This is a genomic window from Paucihalobacter sp. (assembly GCF_036825875.1).
In the GTDB taxonomy this organism is placed as follows: Bacteria; Bacteroidota; Bacteroidia; order Flavobacteriales; family Flavobacteriaceae; genus Paucihalobacter.
Genome location: NZ_DAISXK010000014.1, coordinates 1 through 18,711, shown reverse-complemented (window position 1 = coordinate 18,711; position 18,711 = coordinate 1). Strand labels below are relative to the sequence as shown.

General features: G+C 35.7%; 12 protein-coding genes, 2 tRNA genes and 1 rRNA gene. 3 read left to right on the top strand and 12 right to left on the bottom strand.

Going from position 1 to position 18,711, the window contains the following annotated elements; all coding sequences use genetic code 11:
• Window positions 1-250 precede the first annotated feature (250 nt).
• Window positions 251-1,930, top strand: a complete 1,680-nt coding sequence (gene gldJ, locus V7Z48_RS05985) for a gliding motility lipoprotein GldJ (protein ID WP_334112523.1) — start codon at window positions 251-253, stop codon at window positions 1,928-1,930.
• Between the two features lie 59 nt (window positions 1,931-1,989).
• The gene (locus tag V7Z48_RS05980) at window positions 1,990-3,273 is read left to right on the top strand and encodes a UDP-N-acetylmuramoyl-tripeptide--D-alanyl-D-alanine ligase (protein ID WP_334112490.1); all 1,284 of its coding nucleotides are present in this window, start codon (window positions 1,990-1,992) and stop codon (window positions 3,271-3,273) included.
• Between the two features lie 407 nt (window positions 3,274-3,680).
• Here the strand turns inward: V7Z48_RS05980 and V7Z48_RS05975 are convergent.
• The 9 genes from V7Z48_RS05975 to V7Z48_RS05935 form a co-directional block, all read right to left on the bottom strand.
• Window positions 3,681-3,755, bottom strand: a tRNA-Val gene (locus tag V7Z48_RS05975).
• A gap of 53 nt (window positions 3,756-3,808) precedes the next feature.
• Window positions 3,809-3,883, bottom strand: a tRNA-Val gene (locus V7Z48_RS05970).
• 60 nt (window positions 3,884-3,943) lie between these two features.
• Window positions 3,944-5,161, bottom strand: coding sequence for a bifunctional folylpolyglutamate synthase/dihydrofolate synthase (locus V7Z48_RS05965; protein ID WP_334112489.1), 1,218 nt, complete (start codon window positions 5,159-5,161; stop codon window positions 3,944-3,946).
• Window positions 5,162-5,165: 4 nt separating this feature from the next.
• On the bottom strand, window positions 5,166-6,020 hold the full coding sequence (locus V7Z48_RS05960; protein ID WP_334112488.1) for an energy transducer TonB: 855 nt from the start codon (window positions 6,018-6,020) through the stop codon (window positions 5,166-5,168).
• 2 nt (window positions 6,021-6,022) lie between these two features.
• Entirely contained in the window at window positions 6,023-6,415 is a 393-nt protein-coding gene (locus V7Z48_RS05955; protein WP_334112487.1) for an ExbD/TolR family protein, read from the bottom strand.
• Window positions 6,416-7,090: a MotA/TolQ/ExbB proton channel family protein gene (locus V7Z48_RS05950; RefSeq protein ID WP_334112486.1), complete on the bottom strand. Its 675-nt coding sequence runs from the start codon at window positions 7,088-7,090 to the stop codon at window positions 6,416-6,418.
• Window positions 7,091-7,163: 73 nt separating this feature from the next.
• Window positions 7,164-8,555, bottom strand: a complete 1,392-nt coding sequence (gene nhaD / locus V7Z48_RS05945) for a sodium:proton antiporter NhaD (RefSeq protein ID WP_334112485.1) — start codon at window positions 8,553-8,555, stop codon at window positions 7,164-7,166.
• A 9-nt stretch (window positions 8,556-8,564) separates the two neighbouring features.
• Entirely contained in the window at window positions 8,565-9,791 is a 1,227-nt protein-coding gene (locus tag V7Z48_RS05940; protein ID WP_334112484.1) for a Glu/Leu/Phe/Val dehydrogenase dimerization domain-containing protein, read from the bottom strand.
• A gap of 61 nt (window positions 9,792-9,852) precedes the next feature.
• The gene (locus V7Z48_RS05935) at window positions 9,853-10,926 is read right to left on the bottom strand and encodes an anhydro-N-acetylmuramic acid kinase (protein WP_334112483.1); all 1,074 of its coding nucleotides are present in this window, start codon (window positions 10,924-10,926) and stop codon (window positions 9,853-9,855) included.
• Between the two features lie 89 nt (window positions 10,927-11,015).
• Here V7Z48_RS05935 and V7Z48_RS05930 point away from each other — a divergent pair, with 89 nt between their 5' ends.
• On the top strand, window positions 11,016-12,158 hold the full coding sequence (locus tag V7Z48_RS05930; RefSeq protein ID WP_334112482.1) for an acyl-CoA dehydrogenase: 1,143 nt from the start codon (window positions 11,016-11,018) through the stop codon (window positions 12,156-12,158).
• 22 nt (window positions 12,159-12,180) lie between these two features.
• Here the strand turns inward: V7Z48_RS05930 and V7Z48_RS05925 are convergent, their stop codons facing one another.
• The 3 genes from V7Z48_RS05925 to rrf form a co-directional block, all read right to left on the bottom strand.
• A complete protein-coding gene (locus V7Z48_RS05925) occupies window positions 12,181-14,604 on the bottom strand; it encodes a helix-turn-helix domain-containing protein (protein WP_334112481.1) in 2,424 nt (807 codons plus the stop codon).
• Window positions 14,605-14,714: 110 nt separating this feature from the next.
• Window positions 14,715-18,080, bottom strand: a complete 3,366-nt coding sequence (locus tag V7Z48_RS05920) for a T9SS type B sorting domain-containing protein (RefSeq protein WP_334112480.1) — start codon at window positions 18,078-18,080, stop codon at window positions 14,715-14,717.
• 392 nt (window positions 18,081-18,472) lie between these two features.
• Window positions 18,473-18,580: ribosomal RNA gene (rrf, locus tag V7Z48_RS05915) — 5S ribosomal RNA — on the bottom strand.
• Between the last annotated feature and the right edge of the window lie 131 nt (window positions 18,581-18,711).

The window sequence follows — 18,711 nt, the reverse complement described above, 5'->3', positions numbered from 1 at the left end:
TTGCATTAACGTTTGCGTTTTCGGCTTATTATAAGGAACTAGAATTTTGTTCAAAATTACAACAATAATTTATTTTTAATACCGTTTATATGAAACAAAATACGGCGTAAAATCATCTAAAAATCCGATATTCGGTATGATAAATAGGATAAAGTGCAATTTTTTTTTACACTTTAACGATGAAAAATGTTGTTAGTTTGTGTTTAATTACTATATTGCGATGCAAAATTTAACCCACTTGCCTAAAAGTATGAATATGAATAAGGTCTCAAATCTCAAAATTATAGCAGTATTGCTTATGGCATTAGCTGTAACTAGCTGTAAAAGAAATTCATCGAGCAGTAATAGCTCGAGAGCCACTGGTTGGAACATTAACATTAAAGAAGGCGGATTTCAATACAATCCTAATTTCAAAGAGCAGCAAACGGCTCCTGGCTTGGTGTTTATTGAAGGAGGAACGTTTACAATGGGTAGAGTTCAGGATGATCCGATGCACGATTGGAATAATAATCCCAATCAGCAACATATACAATCATTCTACATGGATGAAACTGAGGTAACTAATTTAATGTATACTGAATACTTAGATTATATGAAGCGCGTTTATCCACCTGAAGATCCAACCTATAAAAACATTTATCATGGTGCGCTACCTGATACACTTGTCTGGAGAAATAGACTAGGTTATGCAGAAATGATGACCCAAAATTATTTGCGTCATCCTGGTTATGCTGAATATCCAGTGGTTGGCGTTAGCTGGATTCAAGCCGTAGAATTCGCGAAATGGCGAACTGATAGAGTAAATGAATTATTCCTAGAGCAAGCCGGTTTTATTAAGCGCGATGCAAAAATTACAGATGTGAGTGCCGAAAGTAATTTCAGTACTGATACTTATATCAACTCTCCTTCATCTACTTACGGCGGAAACACCGAAGTATTAGAAGGTGGTAAGAGAAGATCACAGACGGATGCCGACGGAAATCCTATCAACACTTACGCTAAAATTGAATCAGGTATTATTTCACCCGATTATAGACTTCCAACTGAAGCAGAATGGGAATACGCTGCTCTTGGAATGAGTGAATTAAGAAGTTATAATGTTTACCGAGGAAGAAAAAAATATCCTTGGGATGGCCAGTACACTAGATCCGGAAAACGTAAAACAAGAGGGGACCAATTAGCAAACTTCAAACAAGGAAAAGGTGATTACGGCGGAATAGCTGGTTGGTCAGACGATGGTGCTGATATAACAGCCAAAGTAAAATCATACGAACCTAATGCTTATGGACTATACGATATGGCTGGTAATGTAGCTGAATGGGTTGCTGACGTATACAGACCAATTGTTGATGATGAGTTTAATGATTTTAACTATTACAGAGGAAATGTTTACACGAAAAATGCAATTAATGAGGATGGTACTGTGAAAGTTTTAACTATCGATGATATTGTTTATGACACCTTAAGTAACGGCAAAATTGTTGCAAGAAATTTACCTGGAGAAGTCGCTAAAATACCAGTAGATGAAGAAGAAACTTATTTAAGAACTAATTTTGACAATAGCGACAACAGAAATTTCCGCGATGGAGATAGAAAATCTTCAAGATATTACCGAGATAGTTTTGATGAAGTTGCTGATGCTAAAAAAGAAGATGAGACTCAGCAAATGTACAATTCACCTCAACATTCAGTTGATAGAGACTCATTGGGAAATCTAATTAGAGAATATGATCAATCCTCTAGTAGAACTTCACTTATCAATGATAATGTAAGAGTCTATAAAGGCGGTTCATGGAAAGATAGAGCATATTATTTAGATCCTGCTCAACGAAGATATTTCCCAGAAGATATGGCAACAGATTACATCGGTTTCAGATGTGCAATGTCTAGAGTAGGCTCAAAAACACAAAACGGTAAAAAACGTAATTAAATAAATTCAATCAAACTTTTAAAGTCCTAACTTTGTGTTAGGACTTTTTTTTTGAATAAATGAATACACCTAAACTTTATGAACTTTTCTTACAAAGTTCAATTATCTGCACAGATACTCGAAATATTTCAAGAAACTGCATGTTTGTTGCCCTTAAGGGTAACAATTTTAATGGGAATGATTTTGCCATTCAAGCTTTAGAACAAGGAGCTAAATATGTTATTGTTGATAAAGATTTAAACAGTAATTCCAATAAAATAATTCTTGTTAAAGACACCCTTAAAACTTTACAAGAGTTGGCTAATTATCACCGAAAACAACTCAAGACAACTATAATTGCATTAACTGGTAGCAATGGCAAAACCACTACTAAGGAATTATTAAGCGCCGTTTTATCTACCCAATATAAAACTGTTTCCACTTTTGGTAACCTAAACAATCACATAGGTGTTCCTTTAACTTTATTAAGCATTAAGAAAGATACAGAAATTGCTATAGTCGAAATGGGAGCCAATCATCAAAAAGAAATTGAAATTCTTTGCCATATTGCAGAACCAGATTTCGGTCTCATCACTAACTTTGGGAAAGCGCATTTGGAAGGTTTTGGCGGTATTGAAGGTGTTATTAAAGGTAAGTCAGAATTATACGACCATCTTAAAAAACACAATAAATTTATATTTGTAAATGAAGATGACACACTTCAAATCAAACAAACCAAAGGCTATAAAAACACCATCAGTTTTGGCTCGAAAAGTGATTCTAATGCTGATTTAGAATTACTCACCTCTCAGCCTTTAATAAGTGTAAACTACAAAGGAACTACCGTTAATTCAAATTTAGCAGGTCACTATAATTTTAATAATATAGCCATCGCTATTGCCGTAGGAACTTATTTTAAAATAGACAAAAATCATATCATCTCAGCCATTGAAAATTACTTACCCACTAATAACCGATCACAAATCATCGAATTAAATGGCAATAAAATTTTAATGGATGCCTACAATGCAAATCCTACTAGCATGATGGCAGCTTTAGAAAATTTCAAACAAATATCACATCCTGATAAGGTTTTATTTCTTGGTGACATGTTCGAGCTCGGGAATGACGCCCCAAAAGAACATCAGGCTATTGTAAATTATTTAGAAAACAATCCTGTTGAGCAGGTCTTTCTATTAGGAGAAAATTTCAGTAAAACAAAGGTGTCTAAAAGTTTTATCCAACAATACGCATCGTTTCAAGATTTAAATTCTCAATTTAATAAGAATGATTTAAAAAATAAGTTTATTCTCATTAAGGGTTCACGTGGTATGGCTCTTGAGCGGTTACTGGATATAATTTGAAAATCCTTAAAAACTTTTGTATCCATAGATCATTAAAACAAATACAATCTAAAGTACTTTGCAGTAATTTTGATTTTTGTTTTCTGCAAACCTTCAAGTCTGCGACTCGGGTTTAAACTAATGGATTAACTGCGTTGATCCAGAATCATCCCGCTGCTGCAAATACAATCCTATGTGCTTTGAAGCACTTTATGATTTTTGTTTTCTGAAAACCTTCAAGTCTGCGACTCGGGTTTAAACTAATGGATTAACTGCGTTGATCCAGAATCATCCCGCTGCTGCAAATACAATCCTATGTGCTTTGAAGCACTTTATGATTTTTGTTTTCTGAAAACCTTCAAGTCTGCGACTCGGGTTTGCAGAAAACAAAAATCCCAATTCCTTCGGAATTAGGATTGTGCTTGATGTGGGTCATACTGGATTCGAACCAGTGACTTCTACCCTGTCAAGGTAACACTCTGAACCAACTGAGTTAATGACCCTATTACAAAAATAAAAGTATAAAAAAAGTCCGTATTTTCACGGACTTTTTTTGTGGGCGATGAGGGGTTCGAACCCCCGACCCCCTCGGTGTAAACGAGGTGCTCTGAACCAGCTGAGCTAATCGCCCAAAATAGGACTGCAAATATAAATTAGTTTTTTATTCCTCAAAAACTTTTTGACTAAAAAATTAAATTATTTCAGCCACCACAAAGGTACTACCACCTATAAAAATGATATCATCTTCATTAGAAGCTTCCTGCGCGGCATTAAGTGCTAACGAAACAGATTCATAAGCCTTCCCATTAATTCCGTAATTCAAAAATTTAGATTGTAATTCGTATTGATTCATACCTCTGATAACATTAGGTTTGCAAAAATAGTAAGATGCTTCCACAGGCATTAATGGAATTATCTTCTGCAAATCCTTATCGTTCACCACTCCAAAAACTATATGGAGTACTTTGAAATCTATCGCAAGTAATTGTTCTAAAACAGTTGCTAATCCTTCTGCGTTATGCGCCGTATCGCAGACTGTAAAAGGACGCTCATTTAAAATCTGCCAACGTCCTTTTAATCCTGTGTTTTTGATAACATTTCTCAAACCGTTTTTTAAATGGCGTTCACTTATCTTAAAATCGAGTTTAACCAATTGATTTAAAGAGGACATTGCCGTTTTAATATTCTTTTTTTGATAATTCCCTTTCAAGTCACATTCCATTTCTGGCCAAGTTTGTTGATCTGCAAAAGAAATAGATGCATTCAACAATTTTGATTTTTCTAAAAAAACAGTTCGAGATTCTGAGTTTGTTTCACCTATAACAACTGGAACATTACTCTTTATAATCCCTGCTTTTTCATAAGCAATCTTAGCTATAGTGTTTCCCAAAAAATCTGTGTGGTCAAAACCTATATTAGTAATAACCGAAAGTTTAGGTGTAATAATGTTGGTTGAATCTAATCTTCCACCTAAACCAACTTCTATCACGGCTATATCAACATTTTTTTCAGCAAAATAATTAAAGGCCATCCCAACGGTCATCTCAAAAAATGATAAATCATTTAACTCAAAAAATTCACGGTGCTTTTCAATAAAATTTATAACAAAAGATTTTTGAATCTCCTTGCCATTGATTTTTATTCGTTCTCTAAAGTCCTTTAAATGGGGTGATGTATAAAGCCCAACCTTATAACCAGCTTCTTGCAATACAGAGGCTATCATGTGGCTTGTTGAGCCCTTTCCGTTGGTTCCAGCAATATGAATCGATTTGAAATTGCTGTGGGGATGGCCTAGATAGCAATCCAGTTTAATAGTGTTGGTCAAATCTGTTTTGTAAGCCGATTTACCTTGGTTTTGATACATCGGCAACCTAGCGAACATCCACGAGGTAGTTTGAGCGTATGTCATAAATCTACTTACCGATACTAAAATTAATACTAACAAATCCTACCTGCCGCGATGGGGCATTATTATCGGCTGGCCATTTATGTGATAAGGCGATTTTTTTTGCGGGTTCTAATAAACAAGGATGCGTGTTGGTAGTGCCCTGAACACCAGGTTCAGCTGAAATTACTTGCCCAGATCTATTCACCTCAATTCTAACGATTACCAAGCCATATTCATTACACTCTTGTTTAAAAACTGTTCGGGTAGGAACGCCTCTGCCTCCTAATCCATAACCTACACCACCCTTTCCAGGACCCGAACCTCCAAAATAACTCGAAGCATAAGGATCACCATCTAACTGTCCTTTATCGCCCGCTTGGGTGTCATTGCCTTCTCCTTGGGTATCTTTTCCGTCAGATGATGCAACACCGCCTATAAGCGCATCCAACTTCTTCTTTTTCTCAGCTTCTTCTTGTTGCTTTTTTATTTCTTGATCGCGTTTTTCCTTTTCTATTTTTTGAGCTTCTAGCTGCTTTTGTCTAGCTTCTTCTTTTTGTTTGTTGATGGCAATTGACTCTGCATTATCTTGAGTTACTGCATCCTCTATAGGTGAATTGGCACTTGGTGTTGAAGCTGGCGTTGCTTCAGCCTTTTCAATGGGAGGTTCCACATTATCCTTTGAAATTTCTTGAGCTGGATTAAGCGGCTGAACGTCGCCACTACCAACATCTGACGAACCAAAATTTACCGCTACACCATATTCTAAGGGTGGATCCATAAAAGGTAATCCCACTACAAATATGAGCAACAGCAACAAGGTGATGATAAGCGTGGTTACCTTGGCTGAATCGCGTTCGTGTTTGGTTTCTAGGTATTTCAAGATTAATTGGGTTTTACTGCCAGTATTACTTTAAACTTATTGCGATTGGCAATGTCCATAACTTTTACAACATTTTCGACTGGCACAGATTTTTCAGCTCGCAAAACAATAGTTGGTTGTTTTTCAGTTGAAAGAAGTGCTATAAGCTGAGATTCTAATACGCTTTCGCCGACTAATTTTTCATCAATATAATAGTTGAGGTTTTTTTTAATACTCACGGCCACCGATTGTTTATTTTCAGTTTTTCCGCTGGCGGTTGGTAAAATGATGTCAATAGCATTGGTGGTTACCAAAGTTGAAGCTAACATAAAAAAGATGAGTAACAAAAAAACAATATCGGTCATTGACGACATATTGAATTCTGGGGTTACTTTATTTCGTCCTCTAAGATTCATTTATATAGGTTCATTTAAGTGATCTAGAAACTCAAGCGAGTTCGCTTCCATTTTATATACCACCTTATTGGTTTTAACGACCAAGTGATTATACGTTATATAAGCTATAATGCCTACTATTAAACCAGCCACTGTTGTTGTCATTGCTGTATACAAACCGTCTGCAAGTAATTTAATATCTATTTGTCCACCTGCATTTGCAATTTCAAAAATTGATAAAATCATCCCAATTACGGTTCCTAAAAATCCTATCATGGGTGCTGCACCAGAAATTGTGGCAAGAATACTAACGTTTTTTTCAAGTCCGTAAATTTCTAGTCTTCCAGAGTTTTCAATAGCCGTGTTAATATCTTCTAGAGGTTTTCCTATTCTAGAAAGACCTTTGTTGATTAATCTTGACACAGGTGAATTGACTTGTGCACAGAGTAATTGTGCCGAATCAATTTTGCCTTTACTTACATGATCTTTAATTTGGTTCATGAAATTGGCATCAACCTTTGAGGCTTCTTTTATGGCAAATAAACGTTCGAAATAAATGTAAATGGCCGCGACTAATAATATAAATAAAATGCATATAATTATTTGGCCAGCTAAGCCACCACTTCCTATTAATTCAATAATAGATAAAGTTTTTTCAGTAGGTTCTAGATCTACAAAATCTGTACTGTCTTGCATTGGTTGAAATTAAAATTTATTGATAAAATTAGTTAATGTTTGTAAGATAACGAATATTTAAAGTAGAAAGTATTTAATACAATGTTCGTGTAAACATGAACACGCCTGCTCCGGCTAGAAAGCCAACCAAAGCTAACCATGAAATATTTTTGAAGTACCAGAAAAAGTCGATTTTTTCCATACCCATTGCTACAACACCAGCTGCCGAACCAACAATCAGCATACTACCGCCAGTTCCAGCTGCATAGGCAATAAAATGCCAAAGTTCATTGTCAATTGGCTCTGAAAACATTCCTAAACTCGCCGCCACCAGTGGAACGTTATCAATAACTGCAGATCCAACGCCTAAAAAAAGAACCACCAAATCGGAAACACCTTCACCGTGCAACTCAGTTCCCATCATTGGCAAACTACCTTCAAGCGAATTAGCAAATCCAAATAACACTCCCACAGTTTCTAAAGCCGCGACAGCCATTAGTATTCCAAAGAAAAATAGCACGCTGGGCATCTCTACCTTAGACAGCGATCTATGAACTGGATTTTCTGGTTTGTGCTTATAACTCTTTCCAGCCTTTACCCTGGCCATTCTAAACTTGTAATTAGTTAAAACCTCGGCCAAAACTGCCACCACTCCCAAAGACAGCATCATACCTACATAAGGCGGTAATCCCGTTACCACCTTAAACAACGGCACAAATATAATAGCACCCAAACCCGAGAATAACATGGTTTTTCTGAAATTATTAACGCCGTTGTCCTCATTGGTTGCCATGATAACCTCACCTTTAAAAATCGGTAAAAACGAGGCAATAAATGTTGGTAAAACCATACAAATTAAGGATGGTAAAAATAAATACAGAAATAAATATCCAGAAGTAACTTTATTGGCAATCCATAGCATGGTAGTAGTTAAATCTCCGATAGGTGACCAAGCGCCTCCAGCATTTGCCGCTATAACAATAAGTCCAGCATACCACATACGCAATTTGGTATCGGCAATAATTTTCTGAAGAATTGATAATAATATAATCGTTGCCGTGAGGTTGTCAATGATAGCCGAAAGTATAAAAGCCAAAATCGTCATAATCCACAATACACGCTTTTTGCTCTTGGCTTTTATAAACGTTTTCATAGTTGAAAATCCATCGAAATAATCAATGATTTCAACTATGGTCATCGCCCCCAATAAAAAGAATAAAATTTCAGCTGTTTTGCCCAAATGACGCAGCAAAGTTCTCTCAAGCAGTACCTCCCTGCTCTCGTGATCTAAACGATCAAAATTATTTAAAAGCGTATGTTTAAGTGGGTCAAACCAGGTTGTAAAACTGTCAAGGAAGAGTGCAATAAACCCCCAACTTAAAGCCATCATAATGAGCGCAGGAATTAATTTATCAACCTTTAATTGGTGTTCAAGGGTAATTGCTAAATAACCTATAACAAAAACTGAAATTAGTAGTAATTCCATAAAGTAAGTTTAAATGAGTTGACTTAAAGCATTTTCAAAAGCAGTTGCACTGATATTAAATTTTGAAGGATTGCGATCGTAAACATTTTGTATGGCGTCTTTTATGGTTTTTGAAGTGTCTTCAAAAATAGCTTCATCTGTCATTTCTACTTTCTTCTCCATAAAATATGCGAAAACACGGGCCATCCCACAGTTAGAAATAAAATCTGGTATCAAACTCGTCCGTTCGTCCGTATATTCCATGGTTGGACCAAAAAATATTTCTTTATCTGCAAATGGCACATTTGCACCACAGCTAATAACTTCTAAACCATTGTCAATTAACAAATCAATTTGCGATTTGGTCACCAGTCTGGACGCTGCACAAGGTGCAAATATATGGGCAGATAATGACCAAATTCTTTCATTCATCTCTTCAAAAGAGATTAAATCTTTGGCAAATAAATTGTTGCCTGATTTATCTAAATAAAGCGATGTTATCTCAGCTTCTGAGAATCCATTCTCATTGATTAAACCGCCAGCAATATCTATAATTCCAACAATCTTCACGCCCATTTTCGCCAAATAGAAACAAGCCGCTGCACCTACATTGCCAAATCCTTGAACAATGGCGCGTTTGCCGACTACCGTATGGTCATAAATATTGTAATAATGCTTAACAGCTTCGGCAACCCCAAAACCAGTAATCATATCTGCTACCGTATATTTACGCTGCACATTCGGAGTATAGTGTGGATTTTCAATCACCTTAATAACGCCTTGCCTTAACTGTCCAATTCTGTTGATTTTATCGGCTTCAGTAGGTTTAAAATGACCATTAAAAACACCTTCTTGTGGATGCCAAACACCACTGGCTTCGGTAATAGGAATTACCTCGTGAATTTCATCAACGTTTAAATCACCGCCTGTACCGTAATAACTTTTTAATAAAGGCGAAACAGCTTTGTACCAGCGCTCTAAAACACCCTTTTTACGTGGGTCATTAGGATCGAAATTGATGCCCGATTTAGCACCGCCAATCGCAGGTCCAAAAACGGTAAACTTAACTTCCATGGTTTTCGCAAGCGAAAGAACTTCGTTTAAATCTAATCCCTTTCTCATTCGAGTTCCGCCACCGGCCGCGCCACCTCTCAGGGAGTTGATGACCGTCCAGCCTTCTGCCTCAGTTTCGGCATCTATCCAGTTAAAAATAATTTCAGGTAACTTGTCTTCGAACTTTTGTAGTAATGCTTTCATTAATGAGTGATGAAATTAGGCAGCGCAAAGATAAAAAACTAAATATGTTTATTGCTGATAATCAATTAAAATTAGGGGTGTAAATTCTACCACTAGAATGATCATGTTTTGCACCAGTTACGCTTTTTAAACAGTTAATTTCACCCCTCAATTTTAACACGCCGAGGAGTGAAAAAATAAGGGCTTCTTTGTAGTTAATAAGGAGGGTATCAGGAATTGTGATGCTGCCCGAAACAAAAAAGGAAACACGTTCCATTAAAAAAGAGTTTAAAGTTCCACCGCCTGTAAATAAAAGCTTGGCCTTATTAATTTGTTGTGTGTTCAAGGCTATTTGTATCGCAATGTGCTCTACAAAAGTTCTCATTAAATCATGAGTCGAAATATCATACTGCTCTAAAACCGGCCAAATTTGTTCTTGAACCCATTCTATTCCTAATGACTTCGGATAGTCTTCATGGTAATACGCCAACTGATTCAGTGCATTGAGTAAGTCGGGGTTTAAGTTTCCTGATTTTGCCAATTTACCATCAACATCATAGTCTAAATTTAATCGCTGTGATAAGGTGTTTAAAACCGTGTTCACAGGACAAATATCAAAGGCAATTCTGAAACCATCTTTTTCAAACGAAATATTAGAAAATCCTCCCAAATTGATGCAGTAATCAAACTCCGAAAATAATAGCTGATCGCCAATAGGTACCAACGGCGCTCCTTGTCCACCCAATTCAACATCTTGAACTCTAAAATCACATATTACAGTATGGTTTAAATAGTTTGTGATTTCCTGGAGATTTCCTATTTGATAAGTGAAATTTTTATGTGGCAAATGCTTTGCCGTATGTCCGTGTGAGGCCACAAGATCAACCGTTTCAATTTGATACTTGTCTATAAAACCGGCAATTGTTTCGGATACATATTTACTATACTCTAAATCAATAACGTGTAATTCCTCCATACCTAAATTAGATAGCCTGGAAAGCTTTAACAACCAATCATCACTATACGGAATGGTAACTGCATGAATTATGTTAAAAGACCAGTTCAAGTCAAATTTCAAAGTAACATATACTATATCTAATCCATCCAAAGATGTTCCAGACATGACACCGATAACATGATATTCTTTCGTTAACATATTGGTAAAAATAAATAATCCTATTGATAATACGTCAATAAAAAGTTATCTTTGACATCAATTTTTATCAATATAATAATTCAATTTTTATGGAATTCAATCTTACCGAAGAACATCTAATGATTAGAGATGCAGCAAGAGATTTTGCCAATTCAGAACTTTTACCCGGGGTTATAGAACGTGACGAAATACAAGAATTTCCTAATGAATTGGTTAGAAAGATGGGAGACCTTGGATTTATGGGAATAATGGTCGATCCTAAATATGGCGGTAGTGGTATGGATACCATTTCATACGTACTTATCATGGAAGAACTTTCAAAAATTGACGCGTCCGCATCTGTAATTGTTTCCGTTAATAATTCGCTTGTTTGCTACGGAATTGAAACCTACGGAACTGAAGCCCAAAAACAAAAATATTTAACCAAACTGGCAACAGGGGAATTTGTTGGAGCATTTTGCCTAAGTGAGCCCGAAGCTGGTAGCGATGCAACCTCACAAAAAACAACAGCAATAGATATGGGCGACCATTATTTACTTAATGGAACTAAAAACTGGATAACAAATGGTGGTAGATCTGATGTGTATTTAGTTATTGCCCAAACAGATAGAGAAAAAGGTCATCACGGTATTAATGCATTTATTGTGGAACGCGGTTTAGATGGCTTTCATGTCGGTCCAAAAGAAAACAAATTAGGAATCAGAGGAAGCGATACACATACCCTACAATTTAATGATGTCAAGGTCCCTAAAGAAAATAGAATTGGCGAAGATGGTTTTGGTTTTAAATTTGCGATGAAAACATTATCAGGCGGACGGATTGGTATTGCTGCCCAAGCCTTGGGAATTGCTTCGGGTGCCTTTGAATTGGCCTTAAAATATTCTAAAGAACGCAAAGCATTTGGAACAGAAATTTGTAACCACCAAGCAATTGCATTTAAACTGGCCGATATGGCGACTGAAATTGAAGCTGCGAGAATGTTGGTTTTGAAGTCTGCTTGGGATAAAGATTTACATAACAATTATGATTATTCTAGTGCCATGGCAAAATTATATGCCTCAAAAGTCGCTATGGATACTACCGTAGAAGCTGTACAAATTCACGGTGGTAATGGTTTCGTTAAGGAATACCATGTTGAAAGACTAATGCGCGACGCAAAAATTACCCAAATATATGAAGGCACCTCTGAAATTCAGAAAATTGTAATTTCTAGAAGCCTTATAAAAGGATAATTGAATATTGAAGTTGGTTCAATTACCCTTCAAGCGTATTTAAAACCAATCGCAATTCGGCATAAGTATATTTATCATCAAGTTGATGTTTTAAATCTGAAAGGTTTTCAAAAGTTTTTGTGGGTATAATTTGTGTTAATTCCTTATAGTGGGATTCAGACATCAAATCAAATATTTTTATTTGACCCGTTGGAATAAAAGAGGCTAAATGGCCGAATATAGTGTTTTCATTGAGTTCCCTAATACCGGCAATTTCTTCTAGAGTTTTACCAGAATTATATAGTTCTAATGAAACTTTTTTAGTATCAACCTTTTCCTTTTTTGGTGACTTATAACTGGGTATATCATTTCTTACTTCTATATCGTGCGTGGCACAATAATTTTTAATCAAATCTAAAATTGAGTCACCATATTTTTCAATTCTTGTTTTACCCATCCCATGAATCGCCTTTAATTCTTGTTTATTAGTAGGCAAAAATTCACACATCGCATATAAAGACTTTTGGGTAAATATCTGATAATGTATTTGATTGTGTTCCTCTGCTAAATCACTTCTTAAAGAACGTAATAACTCAAATAATCTAGCATTTGATGTGCTGGAAATGATAGCTTTTCGATGTGTCTTCGGCTGTTCTTCATTTAAGAAAATAGCCTCTGCTTTCAACTTTAAAAATGAAACAGTATCAAAACCTTGTTGTAAACTTTTATAATAAAATAGTTTAGTACTTATCAATTCTTCAAGCATCTTAACATGCTTGAGTAAATCCTTTTCAAGTGCATTATTGTCAGTCGTAAACTCAAAAGATTTAAATGGTTCAGAGATTTTGTGTTGTAATTGATTATCGAAATAGGAAACGGCCTTTATAAACCGCTTTTGAACAATCTCGCTTTGTTCTGGTGTTTGATCCAAAACGGTTAACGACTTTAATTGTGTAATGAATTTGTTATTCACCTCTAATAATAATGAAATCTCTATTTTTATTGAATTTAAAATAGTTTCTAAAGTTCCTTCAATACTCGATTTATTCTTATAGTAAATATCCAATAGTCTTTTGATTGGACGAAGAAATGGATAATAATCAAAAATCTCGTTAATTAAGTTTAATTGATAATCACATTGCGACTGACGCAAAATTGCTTCTGTGGGCCTATTCGCCTCAGTGTTTTTATTAAATGACAAAACTTGTCTATCTGTTATAATTTGATTCGAAACTATTTTACTCCTTAAAATAATTCCTTCAAGTGACTTACACCTGCTTAGCGCAACGTAAGTTTGACCGTGTGCAAATGCATCTTGTGCATCGATAATAGCCTTTTCAAAAGTTAAACCCTGACTTTTATGAATGGTAATGGCCCATGCCAATCGAAGAGGCATCTGTTTGAAGCTACCAATTTTGTGTTCTGTTATAGCATTGGTTTCGTTATCAACGGAATAATCAAAATTCTCCCACACTTCGGGAGTCGTAACAATCTCATATTCGTCGCCTAAACATTGAACTATTACTTCATCCTCATCTAATTGAACAACTTTACCAATTTTTCCATTGTAATAGCGCTTATCTTGTGAACTATCGTTTTTTATAAACATGACTTGTGCGCCTTTCTTCAGTTCAAAACTTTCCTTATTTGGAAAACTATGTGGTGGAAATTTACCTTCAACCTCGGCACTATAGGTTATAGATTTTCCCTTCAATTTAGAAAGCTCATAATCATTAACTTTTTCAGCTTTATGATTGTGTGTTGTTAAGGAAATATAACCGTCATGTTCCGATGGCCTAAAGTCTGGATTAAACTGCTTGTTCAAGGCATCAGCCGATGCTTGTGTGAGGGCATTATTTCTAATTTCATTAAGTATGTCTATAAATATTGGATTGTCTTGTCTATAGATATGAAGGAGCTCAATGGTTAAAGGATCGCACGATTTAAACGCAATACTATCAAAAAAATAAATACTCTGATAAAATGGTTTCAACAGTTCCCATTCGTGATCTTTAACCACTGGCGATAACTGCTGAAGGTCACCAATCATTAAAACCTGTACGCCACCAAACACCAAATCCCTATTTCTAAACCGTCGTAAAACACTGTCTATACAATCCAATAAATCAGCCCGAACCATACTAATTTCATCAATAATCAGTAAATCCAAAGACTTGATGATGTTAATTTTAGTTTTGCTGAATCTAAAATCCTTAGACGATCTTAATTCTTGATTAGGTATAATTGGACCAAATGGTATTTGAAAAAAAGAATGAATGGTAACACCTTTCGCGTTAATTGCCGCGACGCCCGTTGGCGCCACCACAACCATGCGTTTTAGACAATCTTCTCTCAGTTTGTGAAGAAATGTGGTTTTACCAGTACCAGCCTTTCCGCTGAGAAATAAAGATCTATCTGTATTGTTTGCAAATTTTAACGCTAATTCAAATTCGTTATTGATAAACATAATTAATCTTTAAAAAATTAAATTTATGAAAATCAAAATGAAAAATTAAAAACTAAAGCTTCTAATTTTAAGTCCGTAATAGTTCCATTAAGTGTTTTGTTTATAAAAAGTTATCGCTTTAAAGTAAAATGAGCCTTAAATTCTCTTTGAGTCCCATCATCATCTTGATAAGTAAGCACAAACCAATAATCATTAGACATCATTAGCTGTCCATCATAGTTGCCATCCCAACCAGGGCCATTGGGTTTTATAGAACTTATAATTTTTCCATAACGGTCATAAATAAGTATTAACGAATTAGGCTGATCTTGCATCGCTGTAATATTCCAAGTATCGTGATAGCCGTCATTGTTTGGCGTGAAAAATCTTGGATAATCTATTATTTGAATAGAATCAATAATGATAAAACCACAAGAAGGATGGTCTGTTCTTCGGTCGTAAACAGTCACCGTATGTACGCCAGATAGTACATTACTAAAAACACCATTATTGTCCGTAATCGGCCCATCATTCAACTGAAACCAATAATCACCATAACCCTGCACCACAACCGTAACGGTCTGGTTGTTGGCAAAAGGCTGACTCGTTGTTACACTTACTAGAGATGCCAATCCAGATTTTATGACCTCAAATTCGTTACTAAAAGCTGACTCACCGCATACGGTATCTGAATTACTGTCAACCACATAAACACTATACAAGCCTGGAGAAGAGGTTGTAATGTCATAACTACCCATTGTGGCACCACTTATTTCAGAACCGTTTAATAACCATTGATAGGTGTAATTTGCACCTTGCAAATTGGTAGTCAAGGTCAAACCGCTTTGAAGTTCATTGCTGTCAAAATCAACACAAATGGTATTGCGTCCATCAACACTAAAAACTTGTGGACGCATCAAAGCATTTACAACCAATCGCACTTGAGTCGTACTAATACAATCAGGGGTGTCAAGACCTTGCACACGGATATAAATAAGCTGTTCAAATGGCGAATTTAAGTTTTGATAATTTTGTGGATTTGGAATGGCATTGGTGCCATTTTGCGCCTCATCAAACAAATTGTGATAGCTAATCAAAAAATCCTCAGGATTTTGATTATGAAGCATGTCACTTTCTAAGGAAGTTAAATCAAAAGTCCCAATGCCATCATTCAAAACGCCATCACAGATGCTAAGGTCCGAAGGTTCCGTTAATTCTATGCCGGATAACACTTGTAAATCCAACGGAAATATCGCGCTACAATTAGTTGCCAAATTTGAAATTTGCAAATAAATGGTTTGCGCATTGGCAATTGTATTGGTAAACGGATTGGTCGCAATTTCATTAATAGCAAAACTATCCGTATAAAATCGAACACTAAAATTTGTAATGTTTTGCGAACTTCCCAAAATGTTTGAGATTTCTGCTTGTAAGTCAAACGCCTCAAAACCTAAAGAACCAGATTCGCAAATGACAATTTCTGATAGAGCCACTTCTGGCGATGGATTCACTAGCAAATCTAATGGCAAAATGGTAATGCAAAGTCCATTATCATCAAAGGCATTAGTTATACGCACATAAATTGTAGCTGATGTTGACGGATAATTGGTAACATTCGTGATGTCATTGCTGCCATTTTGAGCATCGTTCTGAGTACTGTGGTAAGTGACTACCCAATTTGGATTGGTTCCTAACAAGCTTTCAATTTGACTTAAATTGAAGGTGGCAATGCCATCATTATGGTTGTCGCATTCTGAAATTTCCGGAAGTTGCGCCATTTGAACCGTTTCAAAAAGGTCCAAAACCATTTCTGTATATACAACACAGCCACCATCACCTGCTACACGAACATAAACAGTCTGATTTAAAGAGGTTGCCAAGTATGGAGATGACAACGCATTTGTCGGATCACCTGCTTCGGCAAGAATTTGACTGAGATAAAATGACACCATCAAGTTCGAATCCTGATTAGTGATTTCAGATATTTTAGAATCCAAATCAAACCACACACCTTCAGAAACAGTTCCGCATGCTTGCAAATTCGAGGGCGACACAACGTTTGGCAAAGTGCCAACAGTCACCGAAACTGTTTCTAATGCGGAGCAATCTGCTCCATCAAGGCTATAAGCTATAATATAGGTGGCACCCTGAGTTACATTACTAATTTCGCCATCTGCTGGATTAATGACTGCAGCATCTGTAGGAGCTTGATAAAATGAAAAAACGCCGCCTGTATCACCTAAAATAGTAGCCGTCGCACCATCACAACTAGCCGTCATTTCAAATGAAGCATTTAACGACGGATGCACTGTAATATCAAAAGAGGTAACCGCATAACAATCTGAATCGCCATTGTTTTCAACACGAACATAAATAGTTTCGCCACCAAGAACCGAGTTTTCATATGTTTCTGGTGAACTGATGGCTGTTCCTCCAGTTTCTGCCTCAGCTTGAGACAAATAATACCTTATGCTAAAATCTACAGGGTTTTGAGTGCCAAAAATTTCTGTTTCAACTTCCGTTAAATCAAATACGGCAACACCATCATTTGTTGAGTTATCACATACTTCTATATTGTTTGGTTGTATCGCCACAGCAATTGGAAGCACACGAAGCTCCAATGTCATTATAGTAAAGCAACCTGTAGCTTCATCTTCACCTCTAATATAAAGTGTTTGTGGATTTGAAGTGTTCGTATAGCTTATTTCTTGATTCGGATTATTTGGGTCACCTGTAAGAGCATTAACGTCATTTTCGGCATCAACCATTAATTCATGAATTGTATATCCAACACCATTTTGTCCTGCTATGATTTCAGGAATATCCAATAAAAAAAGCTCTTGTTCATCTCCAGGGTTATTAAAATCACATAATTCCTTTGATGCAGGCTCTTCATAAATTGGTAATGGATTCACTGTAACAACAAATTCTTGATCTAATACCAAGGAGCCTTCTGAGGAATTCATTTGAAATAGGTTAATCTCAGTTCCTTCTGCAGCGTTAGGAATTATAATTGTGTAATTGCCAAAATCATCTAGCTCTAGTACTCCTGGAATATTGTCAATATCAAAACTTACTATAGCATTCGGAAAACCGTCTGTAATGGTAATGATTACATCAGACCCACTACATATTGGTAAGTTTGAAGTAATTGTTGGAGCGGCTATATCATTAACTATAACTGATACACTTTCATTAATGACCTGTGAACCAATGGTGAAAATATTTGAACCTTCTGTACCAGCATCAACCAAGGAATTGATGGCATTTATGGAAGGTGAATCTTCAAACGCGTTTATACTAGAATGTTTGAGCCCTACTAATTGATCTGTGGTATTATATAATTGACTTTCAAATACATGATAGTGTTCATCACCCCAAGAATCCAATGAAACACTAGAACCACAAACGGATTTATCATGCACACCATCATAAGCTAACTGAGCATTCAATAAATCACATACAAAACAAACAACCAGTACTATTACAATTCTCATATTTTAAAATGGCATGCATTCTAGTTTTCACTAAAATCAAAATGCACTGTAATTAATATGACGTATATTAATCCAGTATTTATGGTATCTTGACAATGTTAGTGATTAGTATAAAAAAGATGCTTCACATGTTTTGATAAAAAACGTAAATCGTGATAAACCTTTAACATATAACTAAATAAAAAAAATGAACAAGTAAAAATAGTAATATGTATTGAAATATGATTAAGGAAAGTGCTATTTCGATAGTTTCTAAAGCTTATTTAAAACCAATAGAAATAGGTCATGCTTAAGAAAAAAGTAAAGCCACAAAATAAAGTTACAATATAAAAGATTTTAATTAAGTATATAAAACAAAAAAGCCATTCATATTACTATGAATGGCTTTTCAAAAAAGGCGATGACCTACTCTCCCACTGGTGCAGTACCATCGGCGCTAATGGGCTTAACTACTCTGTTCGGAATGGTTAGAGGTGAGCCCCATTGCAATAATCACCTTAAATCTTAATCCCGCACTTGAGGCGGGATCTTATATCGTGACATATTGAAAAAAAATCATAAAAAACATTAAACTTATACTCTATAAAAAAACAAGCGTACAATAAGCCTATGGGTTATTAGTACTACTCGG

Coding starts and splice junctions, on each gene's coding strand:
- gldJ (WP_334112523.1), top strand. CDS start 251: ATGAATATGAATAAGGTCTCAAATCTCAAAATTATAGCAGTATTGCTT.
- V7Z48_RS05980 (WP_334112490.1), top strand. CDS start 1,990: ATGAATACACCTAAACTTTATGAACTTTTCTTACAAAGTTCAATTATC.
- V7Z48_RS05965 (WP_334112489.1), bottom strand. CDS start 5,161: ATGACATACGCTCAAACTACCTCGTGGATGTTCGCTAGGTTGCCGATG.
- V7Z48_RS05955 (WP_334112487.1), bottom strand. CDS start 6,415: ATGAATCTTAGAGGACGAAATAAAGTAACCCCAGAATTCAATATGTCG.
- V7Z48_RS05950 (WP_334112486.1), bottom strand. CDS start 7,090: ATGCAAGACAGTACAGATTTTGTAGATCTAGAACCTACTGAAAAAACT.
- nhaD (WP_334112485.1), bottom strand. CDS start 8,555: ATGGAATTACTACTAATTTCAGTTTTTGTTATAGGTTATTTAGCAATT.
- V7Z48_RS05940 (WP_334112484.1), bottom strand. CDS start 9,791: ATGAAAGCATTACTACAAAAGTTCGAAGACAAGTTACCTGAAATTATT.
- V7Z48_RS05935 (WP_334112483.1), bottom strand. CDS start 10,926: ATGTTAACGAAAGAATATCATGTTATCGGTGTCATGTCTGGAACATCT.
- V7Z48_RS05930 (WP_334112482.1), top strand. CDS start 11,016: ATGGAATTCAATCTTACCGAAGAACATCTAATGATTAGAGATGCAGCA.
- V7Z48_RS05925 (WP_334112481.1), bottom strand. CDS start 14,604: ATGTTTATCAATAACGAATTTGAATTAGCGTTAAAATTTGCAAACAAT.
- V7Z48_RS05920 (WP_334112480.1), bottom strand. CDS start 18,080: ATGAGAATTGTAATAGTACTGGTTGTTTGTTTTGTATGTGATTTATTG.